18 protein-coding genes are annotated in these 22,145 nt (G+C 75.4%); 7 read left to right on the forward strand and 11 right to left on the reverse strand.

Translation table 11 applies throughout. The annotated features are described in order from the left end of the window. Positions 1-38 precede the first annotated feature (38 nt). From FB458_RS20045 to FB458_RS20055, 3 genes are all read left to right on the forward strand, one after another. Entirely contained in the window at positions 39-1,616 is a 1,578-nt protein-coding gene (locus FB458_RS20045) for a DUF3352 domain-containing protein (RefSeq protein ID WP_141850042.1), read from the forward strand. 109 nt (positions 1,617-1,725) lie between these two features. Then, on the forward strand, positions 1,726-6,510 hold the full coding sequence (locus tag FB458_RS20050; RefSeq protein WP_141850043.1) for an ATP-dependent helicase: 4,785 nt from the start codon (positions 1,726-1,728) through the stop codon (positions 6,508-6,510). A gap of 3 nt (positions 6,511-6,513) precedes the next feature. Then, positions 6,514-7,392 (forward strand): DNA-formamidopyrimidine glycosylase family protein, encoded by an 879-nt coding sequence (locus FB458_RS20055; protein WP_141850044.1) that lies wholly within the window; start codon positions 6,514-6,516, stop codon positions 7,390-7,392. A 12-nt stretch (positions 7,393-7,404) separates the two neighbouring features. Here FB458_RS20055 and FB458_RS20060 read toward each other — a convergent pair whose 3' ends face one another. The 5 genes from FB458_RS20060 to FB458_RS20080 all read right to left on the reverse strand — a co-directional run bounded on the left by FB458_RS20060 (position 7,405) and on the right by FB458_RS20080 (position 13,286). Next, positions 7,405-8,520: a mandelate racemase/muconate lactonizing enzyme family protein gene (locus tag FB458_RS20060; protein WP_211356109.1), complete on the reverse strand. Its 1,116-nt coding sequence runs from the start codon at positions 8,518-8,520 to the stop codon at positions 7,405-7,407. A gap of 14 nt (positions 8,521-8,534) precedes the next feature. Then, on the reverse strand, positions 8,535-8,834 hold the full coding sequence (locus tag FB458_RS20065) for a helix-turn-helix domain-containing protein (protein ID WP_211356110.1): 300 nt from the start codon (positions 8,832-8,834) through the stop codon (positions 8,535-8,537). A gap of 174 nt (positions 8,835-9,008) precedes the next feature. Beyond that, complete coding sequence (locus FB458_RS20070; RefSeq protein WP_141850046.1) at positions 9,009-10,832, reverse strand: ABC transporter ATP-binding protein; 1,824 nt, start codon at positions 10,830-10,832, stop codon at positions 9,009-9,011. Beyond that, complete coding sequence (locus FB458_RS20075; protein ID WP_141850047.1) at positions 10,829-12,679, reverse strand: ABC transporter ATP-binding protein; 1,851 nt, start codon at positions 12,677-12,679, stop codon at positions 10,829-10,831. The genes FB458_RS20070 and FB458_RS20075 overlap by 4 nt, the downstream gene beginning before the upstream one ends. A gap of 43 nt (positions 12,680-12,722) precedes the next feature. Next, a complete protein-coding gene (locus tag FB458_RS20080) occupies positions 12,723-13,286 on the reverse strand; it encodes a GNAT family N-acetyltransferase (protein ID WP_246061415.1) in 564 nt (187 codons plus the stop codon). Between the two features lie 69 nt (positions 13,287-13,355). Between FB458_RS20080 and FB458_RS20085 the strand changes: the two genes are divergently transcribed. After that, a complete protein-coding gene (locus FB458_RS20085; RefSeq protein WP_141850048.1) occupies positions 13,356-13,994 on the forward strand; it encodes a TIGR03085 family metal-binding protein in 639 nt (212 codons plus the stop codon). Between the two features lie 15 nt (positions 13,995-14,009). Here the strand turns inward: FB458_RS20085 and hisF are convergent, their stop codons facing one another. Beyond that, the gene (gene hisF / locus FB458_RS20090) at positions 14,010-14,783 is read right to left on the reverse strand and encodes an imidazole glycerol phosphate synthase subunit HisF (RefSeq protein ID WP_141850049.1); all 774 of its coding nucleotides are present in this window, start codon (positions 14,781-14,783) and stop codon (positions 14,010-14,012) included. Between the two features lie 37 nt (positions 14,784-14,820). On the opposite strand from hisF, the gene FB458_RS20095 reads away from it, so the two are divergent. The 3 genes from FB458_RS20095 to FB458_RS20105 are packed head-to-tail and all read left to right on the forward strand — an operon-like array spanning position 14,821 to position 16,761. Then, positions 14,821-15,405: a nucleoside/nucleotide kinase family protein gene (locus FB458_RS20095; protein WP_141850050.1), complete on the forward strand. Its 585-nt coding sequence runs from the start codon at positions 14,821-14,823 to the stop codon at positions 15,403-15,405. A 19-nt stretch (positions 15,406-15,424) separates the two neighbouring features. After that, positions 15,425-16,138, forward strand: a complete 714-nt coding sequence (locus FB458_RS20100) for an SGNH/GDSL hydrolase family protein (RefSeq protein ID WP_141850051.1) — start codon at positions 15,425-15,427, stop codon at positions 16,136-16,138. Continuing rightward, a complete protein-coding gene (locus tag FB458_RS20105; protein ID WP_141850052.1) occupies positions 16,135-16,761 on the forward strand; it encodes a hypothetical protein in 627 nt (208 codons plus the stop codon). Before FB458_RS20100 ends, FB458_RS20105 begins: the two co-directional genes overlap by 4 nt. Here the strand turns inward: FB458_RS20105 and FB458_RS20110 are convergent. From FB458_RS20110 to FB458_RS20130, 5 genes are read right to left on the reverse strand one after another with little or no spacing between them, the layout of a single operon-like run. Continuing rightward, positions 16,758-17,585, reverse strand: a complete 828-nt coding sequence (locus FB458_RS20110; protein ID WP_141850053.1) for an LLM class flavin-dependent oxidoreductase — start codon at positions 17,583-17,585, stop codon at positions 16,758-16,760. The two genes, FB458_RS20105 and FB458_RS20110, sit on opposite strands and share 4 nt — an antisense overlap. Before the next feature lie 9 nt (positions 17,586-17,594). Beyond that, on the reverse strand, positions 17,595-18,050 hold the full coding sequence (locus FB458_RS20115) for a PH domain-containing protein (RefSeq protein ID WP_141850054.1): 456 nt from the start codon (positions 18,048-18,050) through the stop codon (positions 17,595-17,597). Between the two features lie 7 nt (positions 18,051-18,057). Beyond that, positions 18,058-18,948 (reverse strand): ATP phosphoribosyltransferase, encoded by an 891-nt coding sequence (gene hisG / locus FB458_RS20120; protein WP_141850055.1) that lies wholly within the window; start codon positions 18,946-18,948, stop codon positions 18,058-18,060. 34 nt (positions 18,949-18,982) lie between these two features. Further along, entirely contained in the window at positions 18,983-19,246 is a 264-nt protein-coding gene (locus FB458_RS20125) for a phosphoribosyl-ATP diphosphatase (protein ID WP_141850056.1), read from the reverse strand. A gap of 24 nt (positions 19,247-19,270) precedes the next feature. Next, positions 19,271-22,141 (reverse strand): FAD-binding and (Fe-S)-binding domain-containing protein, encoded by a 2,871-nt coding sequence (locus tag FB458_RS20130; protein WP_141850057.1) that lies wholly within the window; start codon positions 22,139-22,141, stop codon positions 19,271-19,273. Positions 22,142-22,145: the final 4 nt, after the last annotated feature.

Genomic DNA, 22,145 nt, shown 5'->3' on the forward strand with positions numbered 1-22,145 from the left:
GTCCACGCCGTCAGGCATCCACAGGGGGTCATCGCACCATGTCGTCATCCGTCCCGCCGCCTCCGGACGGCTCCGAGCCGTCCCAGCCCGGGCCGCAGCAGCCCGAGCAGCCTCAGCTGCCCCAGCAGGCCGCGCACGGCGCCCCGTACGGGCCGGAGGGCGCGCCGCCGAGGCGCCGGCGCCGCGGCCTGGTCGTGGCGCTCGTCGTCGCCGCGGTCGTCCTCGTCGTGGGGGGCGCGGCGGGTGCGGCCGCCTTCCTCAAGCTGGCGCCGAGGGGCGCGCAGCCCGACACCGTGCTGCCGGCCGACACGATCGCCATGGTCCGCCTCGACCTCGACCCGTCCGCCGGCCAGAAGGTCGCCGCGGCCCGCTTCCTCACCAAGCTGCCGGACGTCGCCAAGACCGGGGACGACGTCGACCTCAAGCAGTCGCTGTGGAAGGCGGTCGCCTCCTCCGACGAGGGCCTGGCCAAGCTGGACTACCGGAAGGACGTCGAGCCCTGGCTCGGCGACCGCGCCGCGGTCGCCGTGCTGCCCGGCGGGAGCGCCGACAAGCCGCACGTCGTCATCGCGCTCGAGACCACCGACCAGGCCAAGGCCAAGGCGGGCATCGCCGAGGTCGCGGCCGCCGGCGGGGCGAAGGAGCCCCTCGACGTCACGGCCCGCGACGACTACGCGCTCGTCACGGCGAAGGACGTCACCGCCGACCTCACCGCGGGACTGGCCAAGGGCACCCTCGCCTCCAGCTCGACCTACACCGCCGACCTCGCCGCCCTCGGCGACACCGGCGTGGCGTCGATGTGGGTCGACACCCCGGCGGCGCTCAAGAGCCTGGGCTCCGCGCTGCCGACGGGAGCGGTGCCGGCGTCCGCCCTGAGCAAGAGCGGGCGCGTGGCCGCCAGCCTGCGCTTCGACGCCGACTACGTCGAGCTCGCCGGGGTGACCCGCGGCGGCGCGGCCCCCACCTCGACGACCGGCGCGGGGGCCGGCAAGGGCCTGACGACGCTGCCCGCCGACACCATGGCGGCCGTGCAGCTGTCGGGTCTCGGCGAGGCCGTCAAGGCCAACTGGTCCGCGGCCTCCGCCCAGCTCCCCGCCGAGCAGCTCGACGCCGTGCAGCAGCAGCTCGGGGTCAGCCTGCCCGACGACCTCGCCGTCCTCCTCGGCTCGCGGCTGACCCTCGCCATGCCCAAGCAGGACCTGCAGTCGCTGGGTGGCTCCGACGTGCCGACGATCGGCCTGGAGAGCGTCACCACCGACCCGGCCCGGGCCGAGACGGTCGTCACGAAGGTCACCGAGCTGTCCGGGGTCGACAACCTGGTCTCGCACCAGGTGAGCGGCGACACGCTGTACCTCGCGACGACGCCGGACTACCTCAAGGCCCTCACCGGCACCGGCACGCTCGGCAGCAGCACCCGCTTCACCACGGCGGTGCCGGACGCGCAGAAGGCCACCGCGTCGGCGTACGTCGACCTCGAGGCGCTGCGCCCGATCCTCACCCAGGACGCGTCCGCGGACGCCAAGCCGCTGCTGCAGTCGCTGACCGCGGCGGGCTTCAGCGCGACGATCGGGACCGACGGCTCCGGGTCGTTCTCCTTCCGCGTCCTCGGCGGTTGAGCCCGGCGACGGCGACCACCGACGGGTGTCGGTGGTCGCCGTCGTGGTCGCCGTCGGTGGTCGCTGTCGGTGGTCGCTGTCGGTGGTCGCTGGCAGGCTCGGGGGTCTGATGAGCACCGACGTCCTCGACCGCTTCTCCCCCGCCACCGCCGCGTGGTTCCGGGGCTCGTTCTCGGCGCCCACCCCGGCGCAGGCCGGGGCCTGGGAGGCGGTCAGCTCGGGGCGCCACGCGCTCGTCGTCGCCCCGACCGGGTCGGGCAAGACGCTGTCGGCCTTCCTGTGGGCCCTGGACCGCCTCGCGTCGACGCCCGTGCCGGAGGAGCCGAAGTCCCGGTGCCGGGTGCTGTACGTCTCGCCGCTCAAGGCGCTCGCCGTCGACGTCGAGCGCAACCTGCGCAGCCCCCTCGTCGGCATCGGCCACGCGGCCGAGCGGCTCGGTGAGCCCATGTCGCCGGTCCAGGTGGGGGTCCGCTCCGGTGACACCCCGGCCGCGGAGCGCCGCCTCTTCCAGCGCACCCCGCCGGACATCCTCATCACCACCCCGGAGTCCCTGTTCCTCCTGCTCACCTCCAGCGCTCGAGAGTCGTTGCTCGGGGTCGAGACGGTCATCCTCGACGAGGTGCACGCGGTCGCGGGCACCAAGCGCGGCGCGCACCTGGCCCTCAGCCTCGAGCGCCTCGACGCCCTGCTGCCGAAGCCCGCGCAGCGGATCGGCCTGTCGGCGACGGTGCGTCCCGTCGAGGAGGTCGCCCGCTTCCTCGCCGGCGGCCGACCGGTCGACGTCGTGCAGCCGACGTCGACCAAGGAGTGGGACCTGCAGGTCGTCGTCCCGCTCGCCGACATGTCCGCGCTCGGCGAGGTCGTCGAGGAGGACCTGTCCGGCCCGGCGGCCGGTGCGCAGCGCCGGGCGTCGATCTGGCCGCACGTCGAGGAGCGCATCGTCGACCTCGTCTCGCAGCACCGCTCGACCCTCGTCTTCGCCAACTCGCGCCGGTTGGCGGAGCGGCTGACCTCCCGGCTCAACGAGATCTGGGACGACCGGCTCACGGCGGCGGCCGAGGCCGCCGCGGACCCGGGCGACGGCGCCGACCCGCCGGAGGCCGTCGCGCCGACCAGGCCGGCGTCACGGGCGACACCGGCCCAGGTCATGGCCCAGGCGGGGTTGTCGACCGGGGCACCCCCGCTGCTGGCGCGTGCCCACCACGGTTCGGTGAGCAAGGAGCAGCGCGCCGAGATCGAGAACGCCCTCAAGGCCGGGCAGCTGCCGGCCGTCGTCGCGACGAGCAGCCTCGAGCTGGGCATCGACATGGGCGCCGTCGACCTCGTCATCCAGGTGGAGTCGCCGCCCAGCGTGGCCAGCGGGCTGCAGCGCGTCGGCCGCGCCGGCCACCAGGTCGGGGCCGTGTCGCGCGGCGTCGTCTTCCCCAAGTTCCGCGGGGACCTGGTCCAGACCGCCGTGGTCGTGGAGCGGATGCGCGAGGGCGCCATCGAGTCGCTGTCCGTGCCGGCCAACCCGCTCGACGTCCTCGCCCAGCAGGTCGTGGCGATGTGCGCCCTCGACGACTGGCCCGTCGACGACCTCGTCCGCCTCGTCCAGGGCGCGGCGCCGTACGCCACGCTCCCCCGCTCGGCCCTCGAGGCCGTCCTCGACATGCTCTCCGGCCGCTACCCCTCCGACGAGTTCGCCGAGCTGCGGCCGCGCCTGGTCTGGGACCGGGTCACCGGTGTGCTCAGCGGCCGCCGCGGTGCCCAGCGCCTCGCCGTCACCTCCGGCGGCACCATCCCCGACCGCGGGCTGTACGGCGTCTTCCTCGCCGGCGCCGAGGGCACCGGCCGCCGCGTCGGCGAGCTCGACGAGGAGATGGTCTACGAGTCGCGGGTCGGTGACGTCTTCACCCTCGGCACGTCGAGCTGGCGGATCGAGGACATCACCCACGACCGCGTGCTGGTCTCGCCCGCCCCGGGACTGCCGGGCAAGCTGCCGTTCTGGAAGGGCGATTCGCTGGGACGCCCGACCGAGCTCGGCGCCGCCGTCGGGCGCTTCGTGCGCGAGGTCGGCGGTATGGCGCCGGAGCGGGCGCGCGAGCGGGTCGCGGCCTCCGGCCTCGACGAGTGGGCCACCGACAACCTGCTGGCCTACCTGCACGAGCAGAAGGAGGCCACCCGCCACCTCCCGAGCGACAAGACGATCGTCGTGGAGCGGTTCCGCGACGAGCTGGGCGACTGGCGGATCGCCGTCCACTCGCCGTACGGCGCCCCCGTCCACGCGCCCTGGGCGCTGTGCGTGTCCGCCCGCATGCGCGAGCGGTTCGGCGTCGACGTGCAGGCGATCCACGGCGACGACGGGATCGTCTTCCGGTTGCCCGACCTCGAGTTCGACGAGCTGACCAGCGAGGGCGGCGGCGGCACGGTCGGCAGCGAGCTGATGTCGCTCATCATGCTCGAGCCCGACGAGGTCCACGACCTGGTCACCGAGCAGATCGGCGGCTCGGCCCTCTTCGCCTCCCGGTTCCGCGAGTGCGCGTCGCGCGCCCTGCTGCTGCCGCGCCGTCGTCCCGGCCAGCGCCAGGCGCTGTGGCAGCAGCGGCAGCGCTCGGCGCAGCTGCTCGAGGTGGCCAGCCAGTACCCCAGCTTCCCCATCGTCCTGGAGGCGGTGCGCGAGTGCGTCCAGGACGTGTTCGACGTCCCCGGCCTCGTCGACCTCATGCGCCGGATCGGCTCGCGCGAGGTCGCGACCGTCGACGTCGAGACCTCGGTCCCGTCGCCGTTCGCCCGGTCGCTGACCTTCGGGTACGTCGCCCAGTTCATCTACGAGGGCGACTCGCCGCTGGCCGAGCGCCGCGCCGCCGCGCTCTCGCTCGACCCCACGCTGCTCGCCGAGCTCCTCGGCCGCGGTGACGGGCTCTCGCTGCGCGACCTGCTCGACCCCGAGGCCGTCGCGCGCACCGAGGCCGAGCTGCAGCGTCTCGACGAGAACCGGCGCTGCCGCGACGCGGAGGACGTCGTCGACCTGCTGCGCGCCCTCGGCCCGCTGCCGCACGAGGACGTCGTCGCCCGCACCGCCGAGGGCACGACCACCCGGGACGTCGGCGCCTGGCTGGTCGACCTCGAGGGCAGCCGCCAGGTCATCCGCGTCCGGGTCGCCGGCGAGGAGCGCTGGGCCGCGGTCGAGGACGCCTCCCGGCTGCGCGACGCGCTCGGCGCGTCGTTGCCGACCGGGGTGCCCGACGTCTTCCTCGAGCCGGTGACCGACCCGCTCGGGGACCTGGTCTCCCGGTACGCGCGCACCCACGGCCCGTTCGCGGCCGCCGACCTCGCCCGCTGGCTCGGGCTCGGACCGGCCGTGGTCACCGACGCGCTGCGCCGGCTCGTCGGCAGCGGCCGGCTCGTCGAGGGGGCGCTGCGCCCGGACCCGACCGGCGCGGGCGGCGGGGGCACCGACTTCTGCGACGCCGGCGTCCTGCGCACCATCCGCCGCCGCTCGCTCGCCGCGCTGCGGGCCGAGGTCGAACCGGTCACCGGGCGCGACCTGGCCCGGTTCCTGCCCGCCTGGCAGGGCGTCGGCGGTCAGCTGCGCGGCCTCGAGGGCCTGGTCCGCGCCGTCGAGCAGCTCGGCGGGGCCGTGCTGCCGGCGAGCGCGCTGGAGACCCTCGTCCTGCCGGGACGCGTCGCCGGCTACACCCCCGGGATGCTCGACGAGCTGATGTCGAGCGGCGACGTGCTGTGGCGCGGGCACGGGTCGCTCCCCGGTGACGACGGCTGGGTCTCGCTGCACGTCACGGACCTCGCCCCGCTGACCCTGCCGCCCCCGGACGAGTCGGCCGAGCTCGGCGACCTCCCGCTCGCCGTCCTCGACGCCCTCGCCTCGGGCGGGGCGTACTTCTTCCGGTCCCTCGCCGACGTCGTCGGCAGCACGGACGACGAGGCCCTCACGCAGGCGCTGTGGGACCTCGTGTGGGCGGGCCGGCTCACCAACGACACCCTCGCGCCGCTGCGGGCCCTGCTCGGCGGTGGCCGGACCGCTCACAAGAAGCGTGCGGTCGGCCCGCGGCGCGGGCGCTACACCCCGCGCCCCGGGGCGCTCGGCATGCGCAGCGGTCTGGCCCGGCCGAGCCTGCCGGTGCGCACCGGCCCCCCGTCCGCGGCCGGCCGCTGGTCGTTGCTGCCCGGCAGCGTCGCCGACCCGACGCAGGTCGCCTACGCGACGGCCGAGGTGCTCCTCGACCGGTACGGCGTCGTCACCCGTGGCAGCGTGATGGCCGAGGAGGTCCCGGGCGGGTTCGCCGGGGTCTACCGGGTGCTCGCCGCGGCCGAGGAGTCCGGTCGCGTGCGCCGGGGGTACTTCGTCGAGGGCCTCGGGGCCGCGCAGTTCGGCACCACCGGCGCCGTCGACCGCCTCCGCGCGCAGAGCCGACCCGTCGAGGACGAGCGGGCGCGCGAGGACGCCCCCGCCGTCGTCCTCGCCGCCTGCGACCCGGCCAACCCGTACGGAGCCGCGCTGCCCTGGCCCGACCGCGACCACCCCGCCCCCGACGGCACGCCGACGGCCGCGAGCGCTGCCGACGGTGCGGAGCCGACGCCCACCGGTCGCAAGGCACCCCGGGGGCACCAGCCGGGACGCAAGGCCGGCGCTCTCGTCGTCCTCGTCGACGGCGACCTCGTCCTGTACGTCGAGCGCGGCGGACGCACCCTGCTCACCTGGACCGACGAGCCGTCCGCGCTGCAGCGCGGCGCGGACGCGCTGGCCCTCGCCGTCCGCGAGGGCGCGCTGGGCCGGCTCACGGTCGAGAAGACCGACGGCGAGCAGGTGCTCGGCTCGGGGCACCCCCTGGCGGACGCCCTGTCCCGCGCCGGGTTCCACGCGACGCCGCGCGGTCTGCGGCTGCGGCGGTGACCCGTGCCCGAGGGTGACACCGTCTACCGCACCGCGCACCGGCTCGACCAGGCGCTGGGGCGCGACGTCCTCACCACCGTCGACCTGCGCTGGCCCGACCTCAGCACCCTCGACCTGGCCGGCCGGTCGACGCTCGAGGTCGTGCCGCGGGGGAAGAACATCCTGCACCGGATCGAGGGCGATGTGACGATCCACTCGCACCTGCGGATGGAGGGGCAGTGGCGCGTCGAGCACCCGCAGGACGTCGGCCCTCGCCGGCTGGCCGACCAGCAGCTGCGCGCCGTCGTCGGCACGGAGCGGTGGACCGCGCTCGGGCTGCGGCTGGGCGACCTGCACGTCGTCGCGACCTCGCAGGAGCACACCCTCGTCGGCCACCTCGGCCCCGACGTCCTCGGCTCGGACTGGGATCCCGACGAGGCCGTCCGGCGGTTGCTGGCCAGCCCGACGACGATCGGGGCCGCGCTGCTCGACCAGTCGAACCTCGCCGGGGTCGGCACGATGTACGCCGCCGAGACCCTCTTCCTCGAGCGGGTCCCGCCGTGGACCCCCGCCGCCGAGCTGGGCCGCGAGCGGGTCGCCGGCGTGGTCGAGCGAGCGCACCGCCTCCTCGACCGCGGCAAGGAGGGCGCCGTCCAGGTGACGACCGGTCGCGAGGCGCGCGGCGAGTGGCACTTCGTCCACGCCCGGTCCGGACGGCCCTGCCTGCGCTGCGGCACGACGGTGCGGGTGGCGATGATCGGCGACCCGCCCCGCGAGCGCACGATGTTCTACTGCCCCCACTGCCAGGGTGGGATCGGCCCCACCGACGACGGGTCGCCGCAGCGACCGCTCGGCTCGCAGGGCCGCGGCGGCCCGCGCCGCACCTACCGACCCCGACGCTGAGCAGGGGCTCGCTCAGGCGACGGCGTCCTCGTGGAGCCGCTCGATCCCGAGACCCGGGACGTCGGGGAGGGTGATGACCGGGCCGTCGTACGTGATGCCGCCGTCGTACGGCGACGCGGCGGCCCACCAGGCGGCGTCGAGGTCGTTGGTCCCCGAGGTGGGGACGGCCGCGACGAGCGAGGCGGCGGCGCCGAGCCCGACGTGGGTCTCCATCATCGAGCCGACCATCGTGCCGAGCCCGTGCTCGGCCGCTCGCCGCAGCAGGGCGGCCGCGGCGGCCAGCGACCCCGTCTTGGCCAGCTTGACGTTGATCGCGTCGGCCGCGCCCAGCCGCAGGATGCGCTCGAGGTCGTAGGCGGTGAAGAGCGCCTCGTCGGCCATGACCGGCAGCCCCACCCGTGCCCGCACCCAGGCCAGCCCCTCGACGTCCTCCCCCGGCACCGGCTGCTCGACGAGCTCGACGCCGAGGTCGGCCGCCTCGAGGGCGCGGACCACGTCGACGGCGTCCTCGGGGGTCCAGCCCTGGTTGGCGTCGAGCCGCAGGACGGGGTCGGGACCGACGGCCTCGCGGACGGCGCGGACCCGGGCGACGTCGGTCGCGGCGTCGGTGCCGACCTTGAGCTTCAGGGTGCCGAAGCCGTCGGCGACCCGCGCCACCGCGGCGGCGGCCAGCGCGTCGGCGTCGCCCGCGGAGAGGGTGACGTCCGTCGTCACCGTGCGCGGCGGGTGGGCGGCCGGGTCGCCGTACGTCGTCCGCAGCAGCTCGGCGAGCCGGACCCCCGACCGGCGGGCGGCGAGGTCGTGCAGGGCGACGTCGACCGCGGCCTTGGCACCCGCGTTCCGCGCCACGGCGCGCGGCAGCCGGGCGGTCGTGGCGGACCAGTCGTCGGTGTCGGTGCCGACGACGAGGGGGGCCAGCATCTGCTCGACGCACGCTGTGGCCGAGGCGAGCGACTCACCGGTCACCTGCCACACCTGCGGGGCCTCGCCGTACCCGACGACGCCGTCGGTGTCGCGCACCCGCACGAGGACGGTGTCGACGGTCTCCGTACGCCGCAGGGCCGTGACGAAGGGGGTGTGCAGCCGGGCCCGGACGCGCGTGCAGGAGACGTCGACGATCCGGGACACGGGGCGGGCGGACCTCAGGCGGCGGAGGCGACGGCCGGCGTGCGCGGGCCGACCGGCAGCGGGGTGGGCGCGGTCAGCGCCTCGGTCTCGGCGATCCGGGTGGAGACCTCGCCGAGGACGACCGACAGGGGCGTGCCGAGGGCCTGGCAGATCGAGGCCAGCAGCTCGGAGGAGGCCTCCTTCTCGCCGCGCTCGACCTCGCTGAGGTACCCGAGGGAGACCGCCGCGGAGGCCGACACGTCGCGCAGGGTCCGACCCTGGTCGCGCCGCCGCTCGCGCAGCACGTCGCCGAGCTCCCGTCGTAGCAGGATCATGCGCGGGCCCTCCTTCGTCGGAACCGGGCGGGTGGAGCGGAGCGATGTGCCCTCCACCATATCCCGTCGCTCGGCGGGCGCAGCGGGTATGGGAGAAATCGGGCGGCGGGTCACGGACCGGGGGGTGCTCGTCATGGCACCCGGGTCAACGCACCACGGCGGCGCACGCTTCCCTCACCCCTGCTGCTGCGCCACCCAGCTCGCGTGTAGGCCCGTGTACACACCACCGAGCCCGACGAGCTCGGTGTGCGGTCCGCGCTCGACGACCCGCCCCTTGTCGACGACGATCACCTCGTCGGCGGCCTGCGCGGTCGACAGCCGGTGGGCGATGGCGATGGAGGTGCGGCCCCGGGTGAGGCTGTCCAGCGCCCGCTGGATCCGCACCTCGGTGCTGGGGTCGACCGCCGAGGTGGCCTCGTCGAGCACGAGCAGGTCGGGGTCGGCGAGGTAGGCCCGTGCGAGCGCGACGAGCTGTCGCTCCCCCGCCGACAGCGACTCGCCCCGCTGGCCCACCTGGGTGTCGAGGCCCTCGGGCAGCGACTCGAGCCAGCCGTCGAGCCCCAGCTCCGTGATGGTCAGCAGGACGTCGTCGCGGGACGCACCCGGGGTGCCGAAGACGATGTTCTCCAGCAGCGACGCGTCGAAGAGGAAACCCTCCTGCGGGACCAGGACGACCCGCTGCCGCAGCGAGGAGAACCGCACCTGCCGCAGGTCGACGCCGTCGACGAGCACCCGGCCCGCCGTCGGGTCCATGAGCCGGGTGAGCAGCTTGGCGAAGGTGGACTTGCCCGAGCCGGTCTCGCCGACGATGGCCACCCGGGTGCGCGGCTCGATCCGCAGGGTGACGTCGTGCAGCACGAGGTCCCCGCCGGGGTAGGCGAACGAGACGCCGTCGAACTCGGCGGTGATCGGCCCGCGCAGCAGGTCCGCCCCGGCGTCCCCCGGGTCGGACACGTCGGCGTGCGTGTCGATGATGCCGATGACGCGTCGCCACCCGGCGACGGCGTTCTGCATCTCGTTGAGGATCTCGGTCGCCTGCTGCACCGGCGAGGTGAAGAGGTTGACCAGGAAGAGGAACGCCAGCAGCTCGCCGAGGCTGAGCCGGCCGTCCACGGCGAGCAGGGTCCCCACGACGAGGACGACGGCCGTCGTCAGCCCGGACACGAGCTGGCCCGAGCTGAAGGCGATGACGGCACGGGCCTGCGCCCCGATCGCCGTACGGCGGTGGGCGTCGATCGCCCGGTCGATGCGCTCCGCGGTGCGGTCCTCCACGGCGTAGGCGCGGATCGTCGAGGCGCCGACGATGGCCTCCGAGATCGCGCCGAGCATGTCGCCTACCCGCTCGCGCACGGCGGTGTACGCGCGGCCGACGACGCCCTGGAAGACGCGGATGATGACGAACAGCGGGATGTAGCAGGCCCATACGACGGCCGTGAGCAGCGGGCTGTAGAAGAGCATGAGCACCGTGGCCAGCGTCAGCTGCGCGACGTTGACCATGAGCATGAGCCCGCCGAACTGGACGAAGTTCGAGATGGTGTCGACGTCGGAGGTGACGCGGGACACCAGCGACCCTCGCCGCTCGGTGTTCTGCGTGAGCATCGACAGGTCGTGGATGTGCCGGAACGCCCGGATGCGCAGGGACGCCAACCCGTTCTCCGACGCGGTGAAGAGCCGGACGTTGACGAAGTAGCTGCTCACGGCGGTCACCGCGACGCCCACGACCGCGACGAGCACCCAGCGCAGGACGATGCCGGTGTCCGGGCCGCCGGCCCCGAGGATGCCCTCGTCCGTCGAGCGCTGGACGACGAAGGGGATGAGGACGCGCCCCAGGGTCGACAGCAGCGCGAGGCCGAGGGTGATCCCGAAGCCGCGCCGCAGCTCCGGCGAGAGCTCGATCCCCCGGCGCAGGGTGGCCATCGTCCCGAGCTCGTGGCCGCGCTCGATGGTGCGCGCCCCCGGGCGGTCCGGCGACACCGGGCTCTGCACGGTCGTGCTCATGCCTGCACCTTCTCCTCGTCGGCCGCGACCGCGGCGCGCTCCGCGGCCTCGCGCGCGTACGCCGTGACGAGCCGTTCGTAGCCGGGGCACCGCTCGCGCAGCTGGGCGTGGGTGCCGTGGTCGACGACGCGCCCCTCCTCGAGGTAGACGACCTCGTCGGCGAGGGTGATGGTCGCCATCCGGTAGGCGACGACGAGGACGGTCGTGCCGGCGGCCGAGTCACGCAGCGCGGCGAGGATGGCCTGCTCGACGCTGGGGTCGACCGCCGAGGTCGCGTCGTCGAGGACGAGCAGCCGCGGGCGGCGGACGACGGCCCGGGCGAGCGCGATCCGCTGGCGCTGGCCCCCGGAGAAGCTCGTGCCGCGCTCCCCCACCCGGGTGTCGAGGCCCCCCGGCAGGGCCCGGACGAACTCCTCGCCCTGCGCGACCCGCAGCGCCGCCCAGACCTCCTCGTCGGTGCGGTCGGCGCCGAGGGTGATGTTGCCGCGGACGGTGTCGTCGAAGACGAAGGTCTCCTGCGACACCAGCGCCGCCGCCTCGGCGAGGCCGCCACGGCGCACCGTGCGCAGGTCGACGTCGTCGACGAGGACCTCGCCGGTGTCGGGGTCGACGAGCCGCAGCAGCAGCGTGGTCAGCGTCGACTTGCCCGAGCCGGTGGGGCCGACGACCGCGACGGTGCCGCCGGGCGGCAGGTCGAGCGTGACCCGGTCGACGGCGAGGAAGCGCTCGCGCTGCCGCTCCCCACCGTCCTGCGCCGACTCGTCGTACGCATAGCTGACGTCGCGGACGGACAGGTGGGCGGCACTGGTCGCCGGCAGCGCGGCGGCGCCGTACGTCATCTCGCCGCGCGCCTGGAGGACCGCGTCGACCCGCTCCCAGCCGACGACCGATCGCGGGATCTCGGCGAGGACCCAGCCGAGCGCGCGGACCGGGAAGGCGAGCAGCGAGAAGAGGTAGGCGATCTGGACGACCTCGGCGGCGGTGAGGTGCCCGGTCTGGACGCGCCACACCCCCACGAGGATGACGGCGAGCGTGCCGAGCTGCGGGATGGCCTCGATGGCCGGGTCGAAGGTGCCGCGGGTGCGCCCCACGAGGATGTTGGCGTCGCGCAGCTCGTGGGTGACCCGCCGGAAGCGCTCGGCCTCCTGGTCCTCGCGGCCGAGGCTCTTGACGACGAGGGCCGCCTCGAAGCTCTCGTGGGCGACCTCGGAGACCTCCGCGCGCAGCTGCTGGGCGCGGGTGGCGCGCGGCGACATGCGCCGCTGGAAGGCGAGGTTGGCCAGCAGCAGCACCGGGAAGACGGTCAGCCCGACGACGGCGAGCCAGACGTCGACGACGAGCATCTGGACGGCGGCGAAGACGAGCATGACGACGACGCCGATGGCCATCGGCAGCGGGTTGAAGACGTTCCACGTCGACTCGACGTCGGCGTTCGCGTTGGACAGCAGCTGGCCCGAGGGGTGGCGGTGGTGCCACGAGAGCGGGAGCCGCAGGTACTGCCGGGTGACCTTGCGGCGGTAGATCGCGCCGAGGTTAAAGAAGGCGACCCCGGCGGCGACGCGCCGCACGATGACGCCGGCGACGTTGAGCAGGACGACGGCGACGACGGCCCCCGCGACGTGCCACAGCTGGCCGGCCGTCACGGACCGGGACTGGACGGCCGGGGTGATCGGGTCCTCGACGACGCGGCCGATGACCCAGGCGGTGGCGCCGGTCATGACGCCGTACACCGCGCTGCCGACCACCGAGACGGTGAACCAGCCGCGCTGGTCCCGGATGCCCCGGCGCAGGACGCTCACCCCCTTGCGCAGCGAGCTGGCGGTGGGGTGCGGGACGAGCGAGGACACGACCGTCACCTTCTCACGGCGCACCGACAGCCCGCGGTCAGGATTACCTCGCGGGGTCCACTACCGGCACCCAGTAGCGGCGCAGCCCGCCGCGGACGTCCTCGAGCACGCCACCGTTGGCCTCGATGGTGCCGATGGAGCCGGCGTTGTCGTCGTCGCAGGTGACCAGCAGCCGGCCCATCCCGCGCTCGGCGGCGAGCCGGCGCATCGCGGCGAGCGCGGCGGTGGCGACGCCGCGACGGCGGGCGGAGGGGCGCACGCCGTACCCGATGTGACCGCCCTGCTCGCGCAGGATGTCGTTGAGCTCGTGGCGCAGGTGGATGGTGCCGACGAGCCGGCCGTCCTGCTCGACCCAGCGCAGCGTCGACGCCACCCAGGCGGGCGGGACGTCCTCGCCGCGCTCGTGGGCGAGGGCGCCGCGGACCCACGCGTCGAAGGCCTCGGGGACGGCGAGGTCCTCGACGCTCAGCCCGAAGAAGGCGCCGCCGTCGACGTGCTCCTCCCCGTCGGCGGCGAACTCGCGCACCATCTCCAGCCACTCGGCGTGACGGCGGGTGGTGGGGGCGACGAGGGTCACGGGGGTCGGGTGAGGGCGCTGCTCGGGCACCGGCCCACCCTAGGGAACGACGAAGGCGACGACGGAGGCCCTTTGACAGGATGACGAGGTGAGGACCCGATGACCCGCTACGCCCGCGCCGAGCGCCACCTGTTCGCCAACACCCTCGTCGCCTCCGGACCGGACGCGCCCACCCTCGACGACCCATGGCGCACTCGCGACCTCGCCGCCCACATCGTCCTGCGCGACAGCCGACCCGACCTCGTGCTGGGGATGTTCGTCCCCGCGCTGTCCGGCCGCCTCGACCGGGCGATGCGCGAGACCGCCGACGGGGACTGGACGGCGCTCGTACGGCGCGTCCGCAGCGGCCCGCCCGGGTGGTTCCCGACGCAGCTGGCCGCGGTCGACGAGCGGATGAACCTCGGCGAGATGTTCCTGCACCACGAGGACGTCCTGCGCGCCGTGCCGGGATTCGAGCGCCGCGAGCTCGGTGCCCCGCTCGAGGGGGCGCTGTGGGGCCAGCTCGGGACGATGGCCACGCTGTTCCTGCGCAAGGCCCCGACCGGCGTCGTCCTCGTCTCCCCCGGCCACGGCCGGCTCGCGGCCAAGGGACCGACGGGCCCCGGCACCGTCGTCGTCACCGGGACACCGGGCGAGCTGACCCTCTACGTCTCGGGACGTCAGCGGGTCGCCTCGGTCGAGACCGAGGGCCCGGACGACGCGGTCGGCGCGCTCGACACGGCGTCGTTGGGCGGCTGAGCCCCGGGCGACCTCTCAGCGGACCTCGAGGCCGTCGGCGCGCAGCGCGCCCTTGACGTCGCCGATCGTCAGCTCGCCGAAGTGGAAGACGCTGGCGGCGAGCACGGCGTCGGCGCCGGCGCGCACGGCCGGCGCGAAGTGCTCGAGCGCCCCCGCACCGCCGGAGGCGACGACGGGCACGGACACCGCGGCGCGGACCCGCTCGATGAGCGGCAGGTCGAAGCCGTCGCGGGTCCCGTCGGCGTCCATCGAGTTGAGCAGGATCTCGCCCGCGCCCAGCTCGGCGGCCCGGGCGCACCACTCCACGGCGTCGAGGTCGACCGGGGTGCGGCCGCCGTGCGTCGTCATGACGAAGTCGTCGGTGGGGCGCCCGTCGTCGCCGCGGCGGCGGCGCACGTCCGCGGACAGGACGAGGACCTGGGCCCCGAACCGGTCGGCGACCTCGGCGATGAGCTCGGGCCGGGCGATGGCGGCGGTGTTGACGCCGACCTTGTCGGCGCCGACCCTTAGGAGCCGGTCGACGTCGTCGACGGTCCGCACTCCCCCGCCGACGGTGAGCGGGATGAAGACCTGCTCGGCGGTGCGGGTGACGACGTCGTACGTCGTCGCGCGGTCGCCGCTGCTCGCGGTGACGTCGAGGAAGGTCAGCTCGTCGGCCCCCTGCTCCCCGTAGAGCCGGGCGAGCTCGACGGGGTCGCCCGCGTCGCGCAGGTTCTCGAAGTTGACGCCCTTGACGACCCGACCGGCGTCGACGTCGAGGCAGGGGATGACCCGGATGGCGACGCTCACGGCGGCCAGCCTACGGCGGCCCTCTACCCTCGCCCCCATGACGTCCACCCCCACCGACGACCGCGCCGTCGACGTCGTGGTCGGCCTCGCAGGGCGGGCGACGCCGCGGTGCGGGGACGTCCTCGTCGTCGCCGTCGACGGCCCGAGCGGAGCCGGCAAGACGAGGCTGGCGCGGGCGGTCGGCCGGCGTCTCGGCGCGCGGGTGGTGCACATGGACGACGTCTACCCGGGCTGGGACGGGCTGGCGGACGCCGTCCCGCTCGTCGTGGAGGGACTGCTCGAGCCGCTCGCCCGGGGCGAGGACGCGGCCTACCGGCGGTGGGACTGGGTCCACGACCGGTGGGCGACCCGGCGGCGCGACGTGCGGTGGGTGCCGCGGCTGGTCCTCGAGGGCGTCGGGTCGAGCGTCGGGGCGGCGGGCGCGTTCGCCGCGCTGCGGGTCTGGGTCGAGGCCCCCCGGGCCGTCCGCTTCGAGCGCGGGATCGCCCGCGACGGCGAGGCGTACCGCCCGCACTGGGAGCGCTGGGCGCGTCAGGAGGCGGCCCTGTTCGCCGGCGACGGCACCCGCTCGCGGGCCGACGTGGTGGTCGACACCACGGGCGCCCACCGCGTGCCGCGCTGACATCGGCGAGGATCGTGGGGTGGCCTTCGCCTACGACAACCTCAGCCACCGCCCGTCCGGCCCGTTCCTGCGCGCCGCCTCGGCGGTGCTCCCGGGCGTGCGCGCCGTGCAGGACCAGGTGGCGCCGTACGCCGCGTGGTGGCGCGAGCACAACGCGCGCGCGGCCTCGGGCGACGGGCCGCTGTGGGTGGCGATCGGGGACTCGATGACCCAGGGCATCGGCGCGAGCGCCCCCGATCGCGGCTGGGCCGGGCAGCTGAGCGCCGAGCTGTCCCGCGACGGGTGGCCCCACCGGCTGGTCAACCTCGCCGTGACGGGGGCGCGTGTGCAGGACGTCCTCGACCGGCAGCTGCCCGCCCTCGACGGCCTGAGGGCCGAGCAGGACGTCGCCCTCGTCACCGTGATGGTCGGCTCGAACGACCTCGTCCGGCGCGAGTACCGCGAGGGGCTCGTCGCCCGGTTCGAGGCGCTGCTCCCGCGGCTGCCCCGGGGCGCGGTCGTCGCGACCCTGCCCAACCCGCGGCGCGAGGTCGCGGTCGTCGACGCGATGCTGCGCGAGCGCGCCGCCACCGGCGACGTCGTCCTCGCCGACCTGCGCAGCGAGGGCCCGCACTCCTGGCGCGGCCGGCTGGCGCCGGACTTCTTCCACCCCAACGACCTCGGGTACGGCGAGATGGCGCAGGTCGTCCGTCGCGCCGTGGACGCCACCGGGGTGACGAGGACCGTGTCGTGAGCAGCCGTGTCGTGAGAAGCCGCTTCCACGGACGGATCGCGGGGGTGGGGACGACCAGCGGCACCCGCCTCGTCGTCGGCCACTGGCGGCGCACGCCGCTCGGGCCGTTCAGCGACGTCATGCTCGAGTCGGCCGCCGGTCACCGGGTGCTGCTGGCCCCCTCGGACGCCGTGGTCGGGGTGGTCGAGGCGACGTACGTCTTCGACGAGGTGCGCCGCGAGCCGGTCGAGGTCGACACCGGCCCGGGACCGGACGGGGAGCGGTGGCGGGTGACGAGCCCGTCGCTCGAGCTGACGTTCGACGTCGGCGGTCGGGCCGCCCTGGGCGTGCTGCTGCGCCTCGTCCCGGAGGCGCTCGCGACGAGCCCGCGGTGGGCCGAGGTCGTCGACCCGGTCGCGCGGGTGGTCCTGCGCGGGGTGCGCACCCGCGGCGTCGCCCGCCCCGGCCGCCGCGAGTGGTACGGCGCCACCGACCTGCACCGGGTGCGCTCGGCCTACGGGCGCTTCGACGGGCAGGACCTCGGCGCGCTCGCTCCCGTGGACCCGCCGTGCCGGTTCGGCTTCTCCTCGACCCCGCGCACCCCGTCGGTGACGAGCGTCGTCACGACGATCGAGGAGGGCTAGGCCGCGCGCACCGGCCCCGCCCGGACCGTGTCGAGCATCTGCGAGGGGGTCGCGGGCGGCAGGAACTCGAGCCACCACGTGGCCCCGCCGTCCCGCGCCGCCTCGACCGCCGCCCGCTCGGCGGTGAGGGAGGTCAGCCGACGGCGGCCGCCGACCGCGACGTCGAGGCCGTCCGACGACCCGCGGTGCTCGGCGACGGCCGCGACGAGCTGTGCCGTCTCCGTGCTCGTGAAGTCGCTCCACGCGCGGGTGTCGGTGACCTTGTACGGCACCACCCCGTCCGCGCGCGCGCCCCGTCGGGCGACCGCCTTCGCCTCGGCGCTGCCGCCGACCCACACCCGGACGCGGTGCGCCGTGGGACGGAACACCACCGGGCCGTCGGTCGGCCCGTCCACGGGCTGTCCGTGCAGGAGGGCCAGCAGCAGGTCGAGGCGTCGGTCCATCTCCCTACCTCTGGCGCGCCTGGTGTCCTGGACACCGACCTGGGTCCCCCGGTCGGCCGGGTCGCCCACCCCGACCCCGAGGACGACCCGACCGGGGGCCAGCGCGTCGAGGGTGACGGCCTCGCGCGCCAGCTTGACCGGGTCCCGCGCGAGCAGGCCGGAGACGGTCGTCCCCAGCACCACCCGGGTGGTTCGGCCGGCTGCCGCGGCGAGGACCACCCACGGGTCGAAGGTGGGCGGGTCGTCACCCCGGTAGTAGACGAGGTAGTCCTCGAGGAAGACCCCGTCCCACCCCGACCGCTCCGCCGCGACCGCGAGGTCGAGGAGCAGGTCGACCGTGAGGTGGTCCCCGCCGCAGGGCAGCTCCAGTCCGTACCGCACGGAGCGACGCTACGCGCGGGCCTCGCCGAGCGCCTGGACGAGGGCGGCGAGCCGGCCGGCCTCGTCGCGCGACGAGGGCCCGTCGGCGCGCTGGACCGCCATGACGGCGACCTGCTCGGTGTCGTCGAGCTCGAGGGTCACCCACGGGGCACCGTCGTCGAACTGCACCCGCAGCACCTGCGCCCACTCCAGGCGCCGGGTGGTGACGAGGTTGCGCACGACGAGCCCACCGCGGTCGGGGACGGCCGAGATGGTGGCGTAGCGGTAGCAGGCGAAGGCGATGGCCACCCCGAGGACGACGATGAGCGTCGAGTCGGTCGGGGTGCTCCCGGGCAGGAAGACCGCGAGGCCGCCGAAGATCACGAGCGAGACGACGGCGAGCGTCGTCGCGACGACCCGCCCGCGCCGGGACCGGAAGGGCCGGAAGGGGTCCTGGTCCGGTCTCGGCGTCGCGCTGTCGCTCACGGCCGGCTCAGATCCGGCAGGCGGCGATGTCGGTGACGAGGATGGCGCGCGCGCCCAGCTCGTAGAGCTCGTCCATGACCCGGTTGACGCCGCGGCGCGGGACCATCGCGCGGACCGCGCTCCACGACGGGTCGGCGAGTGGCGAGACCGTCGGCGACTCGAGCCCGGGCGTGACCGCACACGCCTTCTCGACGAGCTCGGCCGGGCAGTCGTAGTCGACCATGACGTAGGAGCGCGCGGTGATGACGCCGGTGAGCCGCCGGTGCAGGACGCCGAAGCCGGGTGTCGCGCCCGCCCCGTCCTCCTCGCCCGACCGTCCGGCGCGGCCGATGAGGACGGCCTCGCTGCGCAGGATGGGGTCACCGAAGACCTCGAGCCCCTGGCTGCGCAGGGTCGCGCCGGTCTCGACGACGTCGGCGATGACGTCGGCGACCCCGAGGGTGATGGCGGTCTCGACGGCCCCGTCGAGCCGGACGACGTCGGCGGCGACGCCGGCCTTCTCGAGGTCCGCGCGCACGAGACCGGGGTAGCTCGTCGCGACCCGCTGCCCGGCGATGTCGGCGACCGACGTGGCCGCGCCGGCGCGGGCGGCGTACCGGAAGGTCGAGGCGCCGAAACCGAGCGGCATGACCTCGACGGCCGGGCTCCCGGAGTCCAGCAGCAGGTCGCGGCCGGTGATGCCGGCGTCGACCGTGCCGGTGCCGACGTAGACCGCGATGTCGCGCGGGCGCAGGTAGAAGAACTCGACGTCGTTGTCGCTGTCGGTGACGACGAGCTCCTTGCTGTCGCGGCGGGTGCGGTACCCGGCCTCGCGCAGCATCTCGACGGCCGACTCGGACAGCGAGCCCTTGTTGGGGACGGCGATCCGCAGGGGGGCGCCGGTCAGGCTGGTGCTCATGGGGGCTCCTGCTCGTGGGGCTCGGAGGCGGGGCTCAGAGGTGGGCGTAGACGTCGTCGAGGGTCAGACCGCTCGCGATCATCAGCACCTGCAGGTGGTAGAGCAGCTGGCTGACCTCCTCGGCGGTCCGCTCGGCGCCCTCGTGCTCGGCGGCCATCCACACCTCGGCGGCCTCCTCGACGATCTTCTTGCCGATCGCGTGCACCCCGGCGTCGAGCTCGGCCACGGTGCCCGACCCCTCCGGCCGCGTCACGGCCTTGTCGCTCAGCTCGGCGAACAGCGCGTCGAAGGACTTCACGGTCGACCAGCCTACGGCGCGCGCTCAGGCGCCCCGGGCCGGGTCCAGCAGCTGGGCCAGGTGCAGCGCCGGACGGCGGCGCAGGTCGGCGACCTGGGTGCGGCACGAGAACCCGTCGGCGAGGACGACGGCGTCGGGCGCGTCGTCGAGCGCGGGCAGCAGCTGCTGCTCGGCGACGGCGACCGACACCTCGTAGTGGCCCTGCTCGACGCCGAAGTTGCCGGCGAGACCGCAGCAGCCCGACAGCCGCCGTACGGCGGCGCCGGTGCGGCGCAGCAGCGCCTCGTCCGCCGCCCAGCCGAGGACGGCGTGGTGGTGGCAGTGCGGCTGCGCGACGACGCTCGTGCCGGACAGGTCCGGCGCCTGCCAACCGTCGGTCTGCGCGAGCAGCTCGGCGAGGGTGCGGGTCGCGCCCGCGACGAGACGGGCGTCGTCCTCGAGCTCGGTGCCGGCGAACAGCTCGAGGGCGTCCGAGCGCAGCACGGCCGTGCACGACGGCTCGATCCCGACGACCGGCATCCCCTGGCGGACGGCCTGCGCGAGCGTGCGCACCGTGCGGCCGAGGATCCGGCGACCGGCGTCGAGCTGGCCGGTGGTGATCCAGGTCAGGCCGCAGCACAGCCCCTCGCCGGACGACGCCGCCGGACGCGGCGCCCACCCGGCGGCCTCGAGGACGCGGACGGTGGCTTCGGCGACCTGCGGGTCGAAGGCGTCGGAGAAGCTGTCGGCGAAGAGGACGACCGGCCGGCCGCCGACGCCGCCCGGCTGCCAGGTCGCGTGGAAGGGCCGCTCCGCGAAGGCCGGCACGGAGCGCCGGTGGTCGACACCCGCCGCCGAGATCGCGGCACGACCCAGGCCCGGCGCGCGCAGGGCCCCGTTGGCGACCTTCGCCAGCCCGGGCACGCGCCCGACGAGCCGCGCCCACCGCGGCAGCCACCCCAGCGCGTAGTGCGAGCGCGGCCGCAGCCGGCGCCGGTAGGTCTGGTGCAGCACCTCGGACTTGTACGTCGCCATGTCGATGCCGGTCGGGCAGTCGGACGCGCAGCCCTTGCACGACAGGCACAGGTCGAGCGCGGCGTGCACCCCCGGGTCGGACCACGGCAGGTGCCCGGCGACGACGTCCTGCAGCACGCGGGCGCGCCCGCGCGTGGAGTCCTTCTCCTCGCGGGTCGCGAGGTAGGACGGGCACATCACGCCGTGCGCCGCGGAGTTGTCGGCGCGGCACTTGCCGACGCCGGTGCACCGGTGGAGCGCCTGCGCGAGGTCGCCGCCGTCGTGCGGGTAGGCGAAGCCCAGCGCACGGGATCCGTTGCGGCGCAACGGTGTCACCCCGTCGAGGCGCAGGTCGGCGTCGACCGCCGCCGGGTCGACGAGCACCCCGGGGTTGAGCAGGTGCGTCGGGTCGAAGGCGCGCTTGACCGCGCCGAACATCGCGATCGCCTCGGGCGAGTACATCCGCGGCAGCAGCTCGCTGCGGGCCCGGCCGTCGCCGTGCTCGCCGGACAGCGAGCCGCCGTACCGGCCGACGAGGTCGGCGGCGTCGGTGAGGAACGCGCGCAGCGCCGCCCGCCCGTCGGGCCGCCCCAGCGGGTAGTCGAGCCGCACGTGCAGGCACCCGTCGCCGAAGTGCCCGTACGGCGCCGAGGTGAGACCGTGCTGCGCGGTGAGGGCGTCGAAGTCGGCGAGGTACTCCCCCAGCCGCTCCGGCGGGACGGCCGCGTCCTCCCAGCCCGGCCAGGCCGGCTCGCCCGACGGCGCCCGGCCGGCGAGCCCCGCGCCGTCCTCGCGGATCCGCCACAGCCGCAGCTGGGTCGGCACGTCCTCGACGACGAGGGCCTCGACGCCGAGGTCGTCGGCGGCCAGCCGCCACGCGCGGTCGAGGACGTCGGCGCGGTCCTCCCCCGACAGCTCGACGAACAGCCACGCCTCCCCGCGGGGCAGCGGCGGGACGGCGCCGGGACCGCGCCGCGAGACGAGGACGTCGACGAGCCGGCGGTCCAGCCCCTCGCACGAGCTCGGGCCGTGGGCGACGACGGCGGGGGCGGCCGCGCCGGCGGCGACGATCGACTCGAAGCCCAGCGCGACGACGGCCCGGTGCGGCAGGTCGGTGACGAGGCGGACGGTCACCTCGGTGAGGACGCCGAGCGTGCCCTCCGACCCGACGAGGGCCTTGGTGAGGTCGAAGCGCTCGGGGAGCAGGTGGTGCGCCGCGTAGCCGGAGACCTGACGACCGAACCGCCCGAGCTCGGTGCGGGCGACGGCGAGGTACGGCGTCATCGCCTCCCGTGCCGCGGCGACGGTCGCCTCCGCCCCGCGCGTCCACGCGGTGCCGGCGGCGTCGTACCCGGTCCGCAGGACGTCGCCGGCGGCGGTGAGCAGCCGCAGGCCCACGACGTTGTCGTCGGTGCGGCCGTAGGCGAGCGACCGGGCGCCGCAGGCGTTGTTGCCGACCATGCCGCCGATGGTGCAGCGCGGGTGGGTCGAGGGGTCGGGCCCGAAGCGCAGCCCCGCGGCCATCGCCCGCTGCTGGAGGACGGCGTGGACGGTGCCGGGCTGGACGGTCGCCGTCCTCGCGTCCGCGTCGAGGTCGAGCACCCGGCCGAGGTGGCGCGAGAAGTCGACGACGATCCCCGGTCCGACGGCGTTGCCGGCGACCGAGGTGCCGGCACCGCGGGAGGTGACCGGGACGCCCGTCGCGCGCGCGACCTCGAGCACCGCCGCGACCTCCGCCTCGTCGCGGGGCCGGACGACCGCCCGCGGCGGGACGCGGTAGAGCGAGGCGTCGGTCGCGTACATCGCCCGGGTGGCGCTGTCGTCGTGCACCTCGAGCCCGTGCCCGCGCAGCGTCGCCGTCAGGTCGGTGAGGTCGAGGGCCAGGTCGGTCACGAGTAACATGTTA

The organism is Lapillicoccus jejuensis, assembly GCF_006715055.1.
GTDB lineage: Bacteria > Actinomycetota > Actinomycetes > Actinomycetales > Dermatophilaceae > Lapillicoccus > Lapillicoccus jejuensis.